This window comes from Methylomicrobium sp. Wu6, assembly GCF_035916875.1.
In the GTDB taxonomy this organism is placed as follows: Bacteria; Pseudomonadota; Gammaproteobacteria; order Methylococcales; family Methylomonadaceae; genus Methylomicrobium.
The window spans coordinates 78,231-90,997 of record NZ_JAXUHN010000080.1 but is presented as its reverse complement, the minus strand read 5'-3'; the positions used below and the strand labels follow the sequence as shown (position 1 = coordinate 90,997).

Here is a 12,767-nt window from a genome sequence, read left to right as displayed (position 1 = left end):
TGGAGAAATACATTGCTGCCTACAACACGGGAGCGCAACCTTTCGTTTGGAAGAAACGCGAAGTCGTTGGCAGCCAGATCAAAAATACAATCTCTAACTTATGCAATTAGACACTAGTTGGGAACACATCGTTAATGATGCAACAATTATTACCAGAGAAAACATCGTTCTTTGTTGCTGCGGGTGCAATGCCAGCAAGGGGCAAAAGCAGCTCTCTGTTTGGTTGCAATCTAAATACTGCAAAGAGCGTGGTATTACTTCAGCTTCAGTGACCCCAATAATCAAACAGGCAATTTCAAATGGTCAATAAGGTCACGCATAACATGGCGCTCAACCGGAGCGCGGTTATAATGCGGTTTTGTTTTTTCGGCTTTCCGGGCCGCGCCCGGTTAGCTCTACGTTGGGCAAAAAGAGAAAAATGTTGCATTCATCTAAAATGAACGAACAAACCGATAATAAAATTAAACCTAGGGAACAAGGTAAAAATGGTCGCTTCGTCTGCCCATGTTGCGGCTACGCTACTCTTGATCAACCAGGTGAGTATGAAATCTGTGATATTTGTTTCTGGGAAGATAACGGTATTGACGATCCGTTTTTAGAAGAGGTTTTTGCCCCTAACAGCACTTCCCTGAACCAAGCTCGTCAGAACTTCCTCGCCTTTGGTGTCTGCGACAGAGCTATCATAAAGTGCGTTCGTGAACCCACTGACACCGATGAGCAAGTTCGCCTGTTTCTTTAGCCGCTTATCATTTCCGGCCATTGGCTTTGTGCCGTCTTGGTTTGTACCAAGTTTACCCCTTTCAGTTTTGTGTCGTTGGCCTTCAGAGTCTATCGGGTTCGGGTTTTATTGTTTAACTTGTGTGGCTGTAGCCGTTTTTGTGGTGGATCGGGTTGGTTTTTTGTACGTTGCGATTGTAGGTTTTGGCCTTGTTGTCGTTCGGCATAGCGGGGTTAGTGTCGCCCTGGTGTTCCAGCCTAATCGGGCAAGCCAGCCGTTATTCGTTTTTGCCGTTGCTAAGCAGGGTTTTGCCGCGCGCGGAAATTTTGGCAAAAGAAAAGTCGAAATCGAGTAGGCACACTAAGCCCAACCCGACAGGCCGGGGTTTGCAACCCCGACCTCAACGTTTCAAGCCAACTTCAAGGTTTCAAGAAAATGTGCTGATGGGTTGACAAAACCCGTCCGGCCTAGACTGTTCCAATAACTTGCTTTGGGTGAGCAATCAAATGTCAGGCAGCTGGCGCGGCCTGACTTGTTAGAAGGAAGCTGATTTTAAAGAATGCTTACTGAGGCGCTGGAGCGGCGGGCTTGGCCGGCTCGGTTGCCGCCGCGGGCGCTGATTTTTCGGGGGTAGCCGGAACTGCAGGAGCATTGACTTCGGGGGCCGATGCGTCAGCGGCAGGTGCGGCGGATGCTGCGGGTGCGCCTTCTGCAACCTTGATCAACCAGCCTTTCTTCTCTTCACAGCCCAATACCGCTTTCACAGCCGCATTGATTCTGACAAATTTGCCGGTCAAACTGGCCGGCAACTTGGCCTTGACCTTATGAAAACTGCTGTTGCTTTCGACCGTGAAAGGAATTTTTTCATTTTTGCCGGTCAGTCTGATCGTGCTCGGGTTTGACCAAGCGGAGACCTTGAACTCGAATGCGCTTTCCGGTGGCACTTCGAATTTATCCGGCTCGCTATATTCTTTCAGTGTGAAGTCGGTAAATTTGGGGTCTTTGCAGAGTACTTCGGTTTTTTCATCCTCGTAGGCGGTTGCGGTTTGTGCTGCCAGCAGGATCGCGATGAACGATGTAAATTTTATTATTCTTGTTTTCATAGACATGCCTACAGATGACGTTTTAAAGAAACCTATCCTTACCGATAGCCCGATCCATGCAACTGTAATCAGTTTTTTCTGCAAATTCAACCGTAAAGTTTTTGCTGGTTCGGAACAAATGCATCGGTTTTCTCAAAAAGCCGCGCGAGAGCTTCACCCAAAACTCGGGTTGTCTTGTACAATAGCACAATTAAAATTTATTGAGAGAGCACTGCCTTGAGAGAGCAACAGAGCCTGAATTACAAAAGCGCCGGCGTCGATATTGAGGCCGGCAACAGCTTGGTCGAACGCATCAAACCGATCGCCGCGAGAACGCGCACAGCAGGCGTGATGGCCGGTTTGGGCGGTTTCGGATCGATGTTTGAACTGCCTTTGGACCGCTACCGCGAGCCCGTTTTAGTCTCCGGCACCGATGGCGTCGGCACTAAGCTGAAACTGGCGATCGACATGAACGTGCATGATACGGTCGGCATTGATCTGGTCGCGATGTGTGTGAACGACATCATCGTGCAGGGTGCCGAACCGCTGTTTTTTCTCGATTATTTCGCGACAGGTCGGCTCGATGTCGATACCGCCGCGGCAGTCATCGATGGCATCGGCAAGGGCTGCGAACAGGCTGGCGCGGCGCTGGTCGGCGGCGAGACGGCCGAAATGCCGGGCATGTATGCGGACGGCGAATACGATCTGGCCGGCTTCTGCGTCGGCATCGTCGAAAAAAGCAAGGCGCTGGACGGCGGCAAAGTCAAGGTCGGCGACAAACTGCTCGGCATCGCTTCTTCGGGGCCGCATTCTAACGGCTATTCGCTGATCCGGAAGATTATCGAGGTCAGCGGCGCCAAACTGGATGCGCCGTTCGAGGGCAAAACGCTCGGCGAAATCTTGCTCGCGCCGACCAGGATATACGTGAGGCCGCTGCTCGCGCTGCTCGACAAAATCGACGTGCACGCGTTGGCGCACATTACCGGCGGCGGCATAACTGAAAATCTGCCGCGCGTGCTGCTGGACGGCATGGATGCAGAAATCGATCTTGCCTCCTGGCAACTGCCGACAATATTCAAATGGCTGCAAGAAAACGGCAATGTCGACGAGGCCGACATGCTGACAACCTTCAACTGCGGTATCGGCATGATCGTCTGCGTTGCGCCGGAAGACGAGCAGGCGGCTCTGGAAAATTTAACGGGCTTGGGCGAAACGGCGTTTCCGATAGGCAGGCTGATTGCGGGCGAGGGCAAGGCGAAGGTCATTTACGTGTAGCCTATCGGACACTGTCGTTGGGGTAGGCGATAGCCGTCCCGGCTCCGTTTGAAAGTCTTAAGCCCGGCTGTAAAACTCGCTTTCCTTATATCAGTCATGCGCATGCATGAGACCACCGATGCGGCCGGCGGCGCCAGCAGGGCAGGCCCAAGAAGCCGAACAATCGCCCCGCCGCCGGCCATGATTGCGAAGATTAGCTCGATCGGATGCAGGCCGAATGCTAAGGTCATCGCGAGAAGCGCCACCGTGATCGTCTGTGTACCGGGAAGCCGAAAGCGCTGCAATCTGCCGGTCAACGGATTGCTTAATTCAGTTTTGCTGGGGGCGGCAAACCGGTTACCGTGCCCAGCGTATTAACAGGGATGTAACGCATAGATTTTTCATGCGTTTGGGCTGCAAGCCTGCCACTTCATTTTAGAATTCCAGCCATTCTGTTACTCGACAACTCTAACAGCGTATTGTCCAAATAGTAAAAAACCCTTATCCGAAAGGCCGGCTAAGGGTTTCATCTGCGTTTAAGGTGGCAGGCCTGTCGGCGCAGCCACGGTCAGCTTAATGAGTCGAGGCGTAAATTTGTTGTATTTCCTTATACTTGTTGGCGGCATCCGTTAACGATTCCTTAGCCGCTTGCAAATTATTGTCCTTCAGTGCGGCACGCGCTTGATTCAAGACACCGCTGGCTCTGTTGCGCTTAACGTCCAGCACGTTATTGGCAATATCTTTTTGAGTTTGGCGGGCATCGCTGACCAGCTTGGCCACTGCCTCGTTGTCGGAGCCATTGTTCAGGGCCGTAATAGCCTCTTCGACTTTAGCCAGCGTATTGTCGATGGCTGTTTTAACATCTTCATACGTTGGATTTGCCACCGCAAAAGCGCTGGATGACAGGGTAGCGATCACGAAAGAAGCCAGGATTTTTTTGAATGCGTTCATGGGGTAAACCTCATAGTAGATAAAGAGAATTAGTTTGCCTAACGATTAAGAGAAGCTTTTTATGCGGTTCAGATTCGGGTTAATCGCTAAGTACGGTGAAATTCTAGCACAAGAAGTTCTAATTAAAACTAAAATAGTTCTTATTAGGACAGTTTCTTTTGAAAGCTCTGCTTCGTCGCCTGCGTTTTCAGTGTCGCGCGCAAATTTTATTTTGTTTATATATCAATGTATTGTATCGTTTTTAAGGCTTTCTGTGCGTGCATTGGATTAGTTTTTTGTGGGCGCTCTATTTGAGTCGCATCATCGGCAGAGCTTGCCGAAAATGACTGGAACTCCATAAACACCCAGTGTATGACCCTATCCGACGATCATTGGTAGGGTAATAAGGGCAAATAGCTTGAGGTTGCTATAGATTAGGACTATTATTTTGTTCTAATCAAAACAAATTCATCGTCACTCCATGAATGCTTCATCTCCCTTCCCCAGCGCGCTGCGCGAGTTAGCTCGCACCCAGCAAGCTTTTTTAGCCTATGCGGCCACTCATGTTCATACGCTGGATCTGACGTTGCCCCAGTTCGACATTATCCTGTCCTTGGGCAACACGGACGGCATGACCTTTAAGATGCTGGGTGAAAAAACCATCATCACCAAAGGTACCCTGACCGGCATCGTCAATCGCCTTGAGGATAAAGGCCTCGTTCAACGCGCAGCCTCGAAAACGGACGGCCGTAGTCAGATCGTGAGCCTGACGGCGGCGGGTTCGGTCTTATATGAACGCGCCTTTCCGGAGCACTTGGTTTTTATTGATCATATATTCAATGAGTATTCCCCTGAAGACATCACTACGCTTGAAGCTGCTTTGCTGCGGTTGCGTAGAGCCGTCATGACCGCGCGTGGCGATGGCGGCGGGAAATCTGCCGATGCAGTCGATGGCAGGCGCGCTTTGATCAAGAATATCTGTAAACGTCATCGAAAAGAGAGCCCCGTCCGGGGTTGCTGAGTTAGGCGGTCAACGAAGCAGCATGATGCCGGGGCGCAGGATTGCGGGATTATCTGAATCTGGCGGTAATCCGTGCCGACATAATGTTGGTATGGCAAACACTTAGTTAGGCGGCTGGATCAACGCCGCCGTAGAATGTCCTTCACCGCGCGTAGCGCCGAATGCGCGGCACCATTCGAATGCGTATCTTCGGTAAAATCGCCGGCAAAATAAACACGGCCCTGCGGTTTTCTGAGTGCTTCGGAGAAGCGGTCGAAACGCGACCGGCCGACCGGCCAGGACGCTATCGCGTGCGGATGGTAGCGGTAAAAGGTCATTTGTTTGACCGCCGGACGAAAACCGGGCCATTGTTTGTCGAGAGCCGCGAGCAGTGTTTCGCGAATGCTGTCGGGACTGCCGATCCTCGAATTGAAACGCTCCGCATAATCGCCGGACACTAGCAAATTCAGCAGCGCATCCTTGCCGGCCTCGCTGTTTCCTTCGTAGATCACGCCCAATGGGCCGTCAGTCAGAATCGGCAGCACGCTTTCACCGTTCTGCGTCCAAAACCTCTTGGCATTGCCGTCAACCAGGATGTGGGCTGTAAAGTAGGCGCCGCCGCTTTGGGTCTGAATCGCTTCCTTGCGTTCTTCCGACAGCGGCGGGTCGAACTGGATGTCGTTGAGCCTGAACAGCGGGATCGCGGTAATCACATAATCGGCGCGATAAATTTTTTGCTCATAGGTGCCTGTGTCGGTCGCGGTGATCTCGACTCCGGAATCGGTCGATTGGATGTGCGTGACCAGTTGATTCAGGCGGATGTTATTTCGTCCGATCGCATCGGCGATCTTTTCGGCGGCGCGCTGGTTGCCGCCGATCACATGATAGGGCGATGTACCTTCGCCGGAGAATATATGCCATTCCGCGATGCCGTCAAGTGCGCTGATTTTTTCCCAGGATGTGGCAAATTCCGGTTCGGTTTCGATGCGCACAAATTCCTGCGCCTTGGGTGAAAGGCCGCTCTGTTGCCTGATCCAGTCGGCAAACGAGATGTCCTGCAATGCGGTGAGTTCATCCGTGAGCGGGCGGCGGTCAAACTGCTGATACAGGGTTGTCATTTTTTGATCCCATACCCGGTAAGCAGGCATTTCCTCGCTGCCGATGAACGCCTCCAGAAATTCCAGGTTGGTTTCATGCATGAACGGGAATAGCTTGCCTTGATAACTGAAGCTTGAAAAGCTGGTGTAAGCGGTTTCGAGCGGGATGTCGAGTTCACGGAAAATATCGAGCGCTGGGTTGTTCCCCCAAAACTCTTCCAGTCCGACTTCGGCACGAGCGTGATCGGCATAGCTGGCGGTGCGTATGCGGCCGCCGATATGTGGGCTCATTTCAAGTATCAAAGCCGTTTTGCCGGCTTTTTGCAAATGATAGGCCGAACTGAGGCCGGACAGGCCGGCGCCGACGATCAATACGTCGGCGGTGCTCTCTCGCGCCGTGTCCCGATGCAAGTGCGGTGTGCATGACGACACGCACAGAATGAACAGGGCGCAGAGGCAGTGCAACAATGGAAGGGATGCGTTATTCATCGGCAAGAGTCTCAATTGATGGCGAAAAGCCCGGTCGTGGGAAAGTCTATTGCCAATATAGCAACGAAATGATCAAATACATAAAAGGGTTTTTCGGCATCGGCATGGGTTCTGCTTGTGATTTCCGAACGCTTCGGGCCGTCACATGGTTGTCATGGGCCTGCCGTATGCTGACCGGTTTACCAGTTGACAAGGGCGTTGCTCTAGGGTTTTCAGTTATGAAGCATTCCGCGACCGTACAGGGCAAATCGTTTCAATTCAGGAGCCTCCTAACCCTGATGGCAAAGGCCTCGCCGCGGCGGTCGGCGGATGAATTGGCCGGGCTGGCGGCGGAGTCGGAGGTTGAGCGCGTCGTTGCGCAGCGGCTATTGGCCGACGTGCCTTTGCGGCAATTTATTGAAGAACCGTTGATCTCGCCGGAGCAGGATGAAGTTTCGCGGCTGATATTGGAGCGGCACGATATGACAGCATTCGCGCCGGTGGCGGGGTTGACGGTCGGCGAATTTCGAAACTGGCTGTTGGCCGGCACGGGCGATTTGTCTGCGCTGGCGCCGGGCTTGATGCCGGAGATGGTTGCCGCGGTCAGCAAGATCATGCGCAATCAGGATTTGATCGCGGTTGCGCGCCGTTGCCGGGTCGTGACCCGCTTTCGCAATACGCTTGGCTTGCCGGGAAGGCTTGCGACGCGGCTGCAGCCGAATCACCCGACAGACGATCCGCGCGGGATTGCGGCATCGATTCTGGATGGTCTGCTCTACGGCAGCGGCGATGCGGTGATCGGTATTAATCCGGCGACCGACAATCTGCGGAACGTGCATACGTTGTTGAATCTGCTCGATGAAATCATAAGCCGACATCAGATTCCGACGCAATCCTGCGTGTTGGCGCATGTGACGACCAGCATGGAACTGATGCAGCGCGGTGCGCCGGTCGATCTGGTCTTTCAGTCGATCGCCGGCACCGAGACGGCTAATCGCAGTTTTGGCGTCGATCTGGCGATTTTGCGCGAAGCCAAAGCGATGGCCGAAGCGTTGGGCCGGGGTAGCATCGGCAACAATCTGATGTATTTCGAAACGGGGCAGGGCAGCGCGTTGTCGGCGAATGCCCATCATGGCGTCGATGCGCAGACCTGCGAGGCGCGGGCTTATGCGGTGGCGAGGGAGTTTTCGCCGCTGCTGGTCAATACGGTCGTCGGCTTTATCGGTCCCGAATATCTTTATGACGGCAAGCAGATCATCCGCGCCGGCCTCGAAGATCATTTCTGCGGCAAGCTTCTCGGGCTGCCGATGGGCTGCGATATTTGCTATACCAATCACGCCGAGGCTGATCAGAACGACATGGACACGCTGTTGACGCTGCTCGGCGTCGCCGGTTGCAATTACATCATGGGCATTCCGGGCGCTGACGACATCATGCTGGCCTATCAAAGCACCTCGTTTCATGATGCGCTGTATCTACGAGAAGTGCTGGGTTTGAGTCCGGCGCCCGAATTCGAGTCATGGCTGAATGCGATGGGCATTTTCAACGGCCGCAACAGCTTGGCGGACGGGCGTCGGGAGACGCCGTTACTGAGCGATTTCGGAGCGTTTCTTGGAGAGACCGCATGAATGATCCTTGGGATACGCTCCGCCGTTTCACTCAAGCCAGAATCGCTCAAGGGCGTTCAGGTTCTAGTCTGCCGACCTCGGCTTTGCTCGATTTTCAACTTGCGCATGCCATGGCGCGGGATGCGATTCATCAGCCCTGGGACATCGAGCGTTTATCTGAAGCGGTCAAGGCGCTGGGCGTGGAACCGCTATGCCTGGCTACGCCGGTTGCGGACAGGGTGCAATATCTGCAAAGACCCGATCTGGGGCGATGTCTCGACGTGGCAAGCCGGCAGACATTGCTATTGCATCGTCAACCAGCGATCGATGTCGTCCTGACTATCAGTAACGGGTTATCTTCAATCGCGGTTGAAAGTCATGGTTTGGCGCTATTGCGAGCAATAATGGCAGTCTACAGTCGCATTCCGTTGCGCTGCGGGCCGGTCTGTTTGGTGCCGAATGCTCGGGTCGCGCTGGCGGATCAAATCGGTGAATTGCTGAATGCACGATTATCCGTGATCGTGGTCGGCGAACGGCCGGGACTCAGTGCGGCGGACAGCCTTGGCGTCTATTTGACCTATGCGCCGCGTGTCGGTAATACCGATGCGGAGCGCAACTGTATCTCGAATATCCGTCCGCCGGAAGGGCTGTCCTACCAGACAGCCGCTACGAAGCTGGCTTATCTGAGTCATGAAGCGTTACAGCGGAAGGTGTCGGGGGTGGCGTTGAAGGACGACATGCCGAGTCTCTTTCTTGGTTGACTGGTAAAGTCGGAGTGATTGGAGCCATGCGTTGCATGGCTCCGGGAATCATGAAACTATCGTTTAGATTTTCTTTTTGATGATCGTCTTGCCATCGATGATCAATTCGGAGATGCCGCCCAGCGATCCGTGCAGCGTGCAGGAGGCTTCCTTAAAGTTTTTCTCGCCCTTCCATTTCAAGGTGATATAGGTTTCCTTGTCGGTGATGGGATCTTCGGAAGGGAAGAAGGCTTCTTCGCCGGTTTCTTTCAAAATCGCTGCCGGACATTTCTGGTTGGCCATCTGCTGGATCGCGACATAATTTCTGAGCATCGACTGCGCTTCGGCTTGCTGCGGCGATTCCTGTTTGCTGACCGCAACGACAATAAAGCCGACCACAAAAACGCCGATCACGGCCCACATCAGCTTGGCAGTTTCACCCATCTTGGTATCTTCATTTTCACTCATTTGGCACCTCTTATTTATTAATGTGTTTTGTCCCAGTTGCTCTCTGTCCGGTCTTCCGGAAACTTCCTTACGAATTCTAAGCGAATTACTGTTTGCCGGCAATTTTATGTGGCATGTTACACCGCCCGGCTCAAAATTCTATCCCTTGTTCCGCTTTGATGCCGCGTTGATAGGCATGTTTGACCATGGTCATTTCGGTGACGGTGTCGGCTATCGCAATGACTTCGGGAGCCGCATTGCGTCCGGTCAAAATCAGATGCATCCAGCGCGGCCGGTGTTGCCCGATGAATTCGGCGATTTCCTCGCCGTTGATCCAATGATAGCCGCAGCAGTAATTGATTTCGTCCAGCACGACCACGTCGAATTCTTCGGAGAGTATTTTTTGTTTGCTGAGTTCCCAGATCTCGCGGCTGGTTTTGATGTCCTGTTCGGGATTCTTGGTGTCCCAGGTAAAGCCGTCGCCGAGGGCATGCCATTCGATATTGTCGAAGCGCTGGGCGGCTTTTTGCTCGCCGGTTTGCCATTGGCCTTTGATGAACTGAATCACGCAGACTTTCATGCCCCAGCCGGCGGCGCGAAACGCCATCCCGAATGCGCTGGACGATTTGCCTTTACCTTCGCCGGTGTTGACCACGATCAGGCCTTGGCGTCTGTTTCTGTCTTTCATATTGAGAATCCTTCGCCCTCTCCCAGAGGGAGAAGGATTAATTCGTTTATTGTTTAAGGTCGCCTTGCTCGAACAATCGGCGATGATCTTCCCGCGTCGGCATGCCCGGACGCGCTCCCATCTTCGTACAACACAGCGCTCCAGCTGCGGCAGCATAACGCAAGCTATCAATCCAATCCATCTGTTGTGAGACCGCCGCCGCGAAGGCGCCGTGAAAGGCATCGCCGGCGCCGGTCGAATCGACATCGGCGACTTTGAAGGCCGGCATGAAGCCGTGCTCGGCTCCTCGCCGCCAGAACAGGCCGTTTTCGCTCAGCGTAATCACGACGTTCGGCGCGATTTCGGCCAATTGCCTGAGCGCCCGTTCAACGGAGCCTGCAATCTGCAGAGCGAATTTTTCCGAGCAAACCAGATAATCGACCTCGCTTATCAACGCTTGCGTGCCTGCGTGCAGCGAGCCGGCATCGAGCACGGTCGGGATGTTCTGGCCGCGCAGTTTCCGGCAATAAGCGGCGGAAACATCCGGTTCGTGACCGTCGAACAGCACCGCTTGCGGGCGGATGTTTGTAAAGTCCAACGCATCTGCGGGCAATGGCTGAGTGCCGATTTTATAATTGATCAGCGCCCGTTTGCCGTCCGGTTTGACCAGCACCGTTGAAATCGGCGTCGGCGCGGGGCCGCGCACGATCAGCCCGGTCTCGACGCCGTGATCGATTAGCTCCTGCAAGTGTTTGTCGCCGTAAAAATCCGCGCCGAGGTAGCCTGCGAAGGCTGCCCGGAAACCCAGGTTGGCGACCATGATGGCCGCATTTGCGGCAGGCCCGCCGCCGCAATCGACGAAGCCGGTCGCGAAGGTTTTTTCGTCCTCGGCCGGATGATGATCGACCGAGAACACCAGATCGTAAGAGGCATGGCCGATACAGAGCACGTCGACATCAATGAATGGTGTTTTCATAGGTTTTTGGGTGTGGACAGCTAAGCAAAATGCGCGTTATTCTAATCGAAAACAGTAATCATTTAACCGCCGTTTTTGATATGCCGGACGATAATTTGAGTCTCCCATACAATACAAGCGGCGAATCGACCGAGTTCATGGAGGCTTCATGCAGATCAATCCCGAAATTTTGCCGCGTATCATCCAGGCTATCGCCGATACGATCGAAAAAAACGCCGAGGAAGTGACCCAGCTTGATCAGGCGATCGGCGATGGCGATCATGTGGTCAATTTGCAGCGCGGTATTCATGCGCTGCAGGCGCAAAGCGCGGAGATAGCGCAACTGGATTGGGCGGCCGCGATGCAGAAAATCGGCATGACCTTGATGTCGACGGTCGGGGGGGCGTCCGGTTCGTTGTACGGAACCTTGTTCGTGACGATCAGTAAAGCGCTGCGCGGCCAGTCGGTCGATTTGCCGGTTTTTGCGTCCGCGTTCGCGCAGGGTGTCGAGTCGGTCAAGCTTCGGGGCAAGGCGGATGCGGGCGAAAAAACGATGCTCGATGTGTTGATTCCGGCGGCGCAACGTTTGCAAACAGCGGCAGCGGCTTCGCAGGCATTGAATGACTTGCTGGCCGGCATCACCAATGCCGCCGAGGCCGGGGTTGAAGCGACCCGCAATATGCTGGCGACCAAGGGCAGGGCGTCTTTTCTCGGCGAGCGCAGTCTTGGTCATATCGATGCGGGCGCGAAAACCGCGCAGTTGATGATCGCGGCGACCGCGGGAGTGCTCGCGTCGTCAGCAGCCCCAGCGTAAAGCGGCGGTATTGACCGGCGCATCCCAGAGCCTGAGCAATTCCTCGTCAATCAGCGTCAGCGTGATCGAGCATCCGGCCATATCCAGCGAGGTCGTGAAATTGCCGACCAGCGAGCGGGTAATCACGACGCCGCGTTTCTCCCAGTATTGGGCTGCCAGATGGTAGATCAGATGCAGTTCGATCAGAGGGGTGCCGCCGAAGCCATTTACATGCAGTAGCACGGCCTGGCCGCGTTGCGGTTTCAGTTCCTCGTCAATTGCCGTAGCCAAATGCTCCACAATAGTGCTGGCGTTTGCTAATGGCATCGTCTCGCGGCCGTGTTCGCCGTGGATGCCGACGCCCATTTCCATTTCCGCCTCGCCCAGTTCGAAAGTCGGTTTGCCCAGCGCGGGAACCGTGCAACTGGTCAGCGCGATTCCGATCGATGCGGTGGATTGATTGACCTTATCGCCCAAGGCTTTACAGGTTGCCAGGTCGGCGCCTGCTTCGGCGGCCGCTCCGACCATTTTTTCGACGATCAGAGTGCCGGCCACGCCGCGCCGCCCGACGCTGTGCGTCTTGGGTAGGGACACGTCATCGTTGACCAACACGGTCGCGTTCGGCGATTCGAGCATTTCGGCCGCGATTTCGAAATTCATCACATCGCCGGCATAATTCTTCACGATGAACAGCACGCCGCAGCCCTGATCGACTGCTTCTGTCGCGGCCAGCATTTGATCCGGCGTCGGCGAGGTAAAGATCTGCCCGGGGCAGGCCGCATCGAGCATGCCGGTCCCGACGAAGCCGCTGTGCAGCGGTTCGTGGCCCGAACCGCCGCCGGAAATCAGCGCGACTTTGTTAGGCTTGCCGGGCTTAAGGCGTTTGATGAAATGAGGTTGCAGGTTCAGTTCGATGATGTCGGCATGCGCTTTTGCAAAACCCTTCAGGCTGTCTTCGAGCAGGCTGTCGATGTCATTGATGAATTTTTTCATGGCTGTGACTCCGGTT

At 54.4% G+C, this 12,767-nt stretch carries 15 protein-coding genes and 1 pseudogene; 8 read left to right on the top strand and 8 right to left on the bottom strand.

Going from position 1 to position 12,767, the window contains the following annotated elements; genetic code table 11:
- The 3 genes and pseudogenes from U2W12_RS11855 to U2W12_RS11845 form a co-directional block, all read left to right on the top strand.
- A pseudogene (locus U2W12_RS11855) lies at window positions 1–110 on the top strand (IS630 family transposase); the annotation flags it as partial.
- Between the two features lie 326 nt (window positions 111–436).
- Window positions 437–739, top strand: a complete 303-nt coding sequence (locus U2W12_RS11850) for a CPCC family cysteine-rich protein (RefSeq protein ID WP_326500896.1) — start codon at window positions 437–439, stop codon at window positions 737–739.
- On the top strand, window positions 714–1,073 hold the full coding sequence (locus U2W12_RS11845; protein ID WP_326500895.1) for a hypothetical protein: 360 nt from the start codon (window positions 714–716) through the stop codon (window positions 1,071–1,073). Before U2W12_RS11850 ends, U2W12_RS11845 begins: the two co-directional genes overlap by 26 nt.
- 208 nt (window positions 1,074–1,281) lie before the next feature.
- Here the strand turns inward: U2W12_RS11845 and U2W12_RS11840 are convergent, their stop codons facing one another.
- Window positions 1,282–1,821, bottom strand: a complete 540-nt coding sequence (locus U2W12_RS11840; protein ID WP_326500894.1) for a hypothetical protein — start codon at window positions 1,819–1,821, stop codon at window positions 1,282–1,284.
- A 216-nt stretch (window positions 1,822–2,037) separates the two neighbouring features.
- Here U2W12_RS11840 and purM point away from each other — a divergent pair, with 216 nt between their 5' ends.
- Window positions 2,038–3,075, top strand: coding sequence for a phosphoribosylformylglycinamidine cyclo-ligase (purM, locus tag U2W12_RS11835; protein WP_326500893.1), 1,038 nt, complete (start codon window positions 2,038–2,040; stop codon window positions 3,073–3,075).
- Here the strand turns inward: purM and U2W12_RS11830 are convergent.
- Window positions 3,066–3,371: a hypothetical protein gene (locus tag U2W12_RS11830; protein WP_326500892.1), complete on the bottom strand. Its 306-nt coding sequence runs from the start codon at window positions 3,369–3,371 to the stop codon at window positions 3,066–3,068. The genes purM and U2W12_RS11830 overlap by 10 nt on opposite strands.
- A gap of 256 nt (window positions 3,372–3,627) precedes the next feature.
- Complete coding sequence (locus U2W12_RS11825) at window positions 3,628–4,005, bottom strand: hypothetical protein (RefSeq protein ID WP_326500891.1); 378 nt, start codon at window positions 4,003–4,005, stop codon at window positions 3,628–3,630.
- Window positions 4,006–4,465: 460 nt separating this feature from the next.
- On the opposite strand from U2W12_RS11825, the gene U2W12_RS11820 reads away from it, so the two are divergent.
- Window positions 4,466–5,005: a MarR family transcriptional regulator gene (locus U2W12_RS11820; protein ID WP_326500890.1), complete on the top strand. Its 540-nt coding sequence runs from the start codon at window positions 4,466–4,468 to the stop codon at window positions 5,003–5,005.
- 119 nt (window positions 5,006–5,124) lie between these two features.
- Here U2W12_RS11820 and U2W12_RS11815 read toward each other — a convergent pair whose 3' ends face one another.
- Window positions 5,125–6,570 carry an NAD(P)/FAD-dependent oxidoreductase gene (locus U2W12_RS11815; RefSeq protein ID WP_326500889.1) on the bottom strand — a complete coding sequence of 482 codons (1,446 nt, stop codon included), beginning with the start codon at window positions 6,568–6,570 and terminating at the stop codon, window positions 5,125–5,127.
- 218 nt (window positions 6,571–6,788) lie between these two features.
- Between U2W12_RS11815 and U2W12_RS11810 the strand changes: the two genes are divergently transcribed.
- Window positions 6,789–8,177 carry an ethanolamine ammonia-lyase subunit EutB gene (locus U2W12_RS11810; protein ID WP_326500888.1) on the top strand — a complete coding sequence of 463 codons (1,389 nt, stop codon included), beginning with the start codon at window positions 6,789–6,791 and terminating at the stop codon, window positions 8,175–8,177.
- Entirely contained in the window at window positions 8,174–8,917 is a 744-nt protein-coding gene (gene eutC, locus U2W12_RS11805) for an ethanolamine ammonia-lyase subunit EutC (RefSeq protein ID WP_326500887.1), read from the top strand. Before U2W12_RS11810 ends, eutC begins: the two co-directional genes overlap by 4 nt.
- A gap of 63 nt (window positions 8,918–8,980) precedes the next feature.
- On the opposite strand, the gene U2W12_RS11800 is transcribed toward eutC, so the two are convergent.
- From U2W12_RS11800 to U2W12_RS11790, 3 genes are all read right to left on the bottom strand, one after another.
- Window positions 8,981–9,340 carry a hypothetical protein gene (locus U2W12_RS11800; RefSeq protein WP_326500898.1) on the bottom strand — a complete coding sequence of 120 codons (360 nt, stop codon included), beginning with the start codon at window positions 9,338–9,340 and terminating at the stop codon, window positions 8,981–8,983.
- Window positions 9,341–9,494: 154 nt separating this feature from the next.
- Window positions 9,495–10,031, bottom strand: coding sequence for a cob(I)yrinic acid a,c-diamide adenosyltransferase (gene cobO, locus U2W12_RS11795; protein ID WP_326500886.1), 537 nt, complete (start codon window positions 10,029–10,031; stop codon window positions 9,495–9,497).
- 46 nt (window positions 10,032–10,077) lie between these two features.
- Window positions 10,078–10,986: a PfkB family carbohydrate kinase gene (locus U2W12_RS11790; RefSeq protein WP_326500885.1), complete on the bottom strand. Its 909-nt coding sequence runs from the start codon at window positions 10,984–10,986 to the stop codon at window positions 10,078–10,080.
- A 148-nt stretch (window positions 10,987–11,134) separates the two neighbouring features.
- Here U2W12_RS11790 and dhaL point away from each other — a divergent pair, with 148 nt between their 5' ends.
- On the top strand, window positions 11,135–11,779 hold the full coding sequence (gene dhaL, locus U2W12_RS11785) for a dihydroxyacetone kinase subunit DhaL (RefSeq protein ID WP_326500884.1): 645 nt from the start codon (window positions 11,135–11,137) through the stop codon (window positions 11,777–11,779).
- Here the strand turns inward: dhaL and dhaK are convergent.
- Window positions 11,762–12,751: a dihydroxyacetone kinase subunit DhaK gene (dhaK, locus tag U2W12_RS11780; protein ID WP_326500883.1), complete on the bottom strand. Its 990-nt coding sequence runs from the start codon at window positions 12,749–12,751 to the stop codon at window positions 11,762–11,764. The two genes, dhaL and dhaK, sit on opposite strands and share 18 nt — an antisense overlap.
- Window positions 12,752–12,767: the final 16 nt, after the last annotated feature.

Coding starts and splice junctions, on each gene's coding strand:
- U2W12_RS11850 (WP_326500896.1), top strand. CDS start 437: ATGAACGAACAAACCGATAATAAAATTAAACCTAGGGAACAAGGTAAA.
- U2W12_RS11845 (WP_326500895.1), top strand. CDS start 714: ATGAGCAAGTTCGCCTGTTTCTTTAGCCGCTTATCATTTCCGGCCATT.
- U2W12_RS11840 (WP_326500894.1), bottom strand. CDS start 1,821: ATGAAAACAAGAATAATAAAATTTACATCGTTCATCGCGATCCTGCTG.
- U2W12_RS11825 (WP_326500891.1), bottom strand. CDS start 4,005: ATGAACGCATTCAAAAAAATCCTGGCTTCTTTCGTGATCGCTACCCTG.
- U2W12_RS11820 (WP_326500890.1), top strand. CDS start 4,466: ATGAATGCTTCATCTCCCTTCCCCAGCGCGCTGCGCGAGTTAGCTCGC.
- U2W12_RS11815 (WP_326500889.1), bottom strand. CDS start 6,570: ATGAATAACGCATCCCTTCCATTGTTGCACTGCCTCTGCGCCCTGTTC.
- U2W12_RS11810 (WP_326500888.1), top strand. CDS start 6,789: ATGAAGCATTCCGCGACCGTACAGGGCAAATCGTTTCAATTCAGGAGC.
- eutC (WP_326500887.1), top strand. CDS start 8,174: ATGAATGATCCTTGGGATACGCTCCGCCGTTTCACTCAAGCCAGAATC.
- U2W12_RS11800 (WP_326500898.1), bottom strand. CDS start 9,340: ATGGGTGAAACTGCCAAGCTGATGTGGGCCGTGATCGGCGTTTTTGTG.
- cobO (WP_326500886.1), bottom strand. CDS start 10,031: ATGAAAGACAGAAACAGACGCCAAGGCCTGATCGTGGTCAACACCGGC.
- U2W12_RS11790 (WP_326500885.1), bottom strand. CDS start 10,986: ATGAAAACACCATTCATTGATGTCGACGTGCTCTGTATCGGCCATGCC.
- dhaL (WP_326500884.1), top strand. CDS start 11,135: ATGCAGATCAATCCCGAAATTTTGCCGCGTATCATCCAGGCTATCGCC.
- dhaK (WP_326500883.1), bottom strand. CDS start 12,751: ATGAAAAAATTCATCAATGACATCGACAGCCTGCTCGAAGACAGCCTG.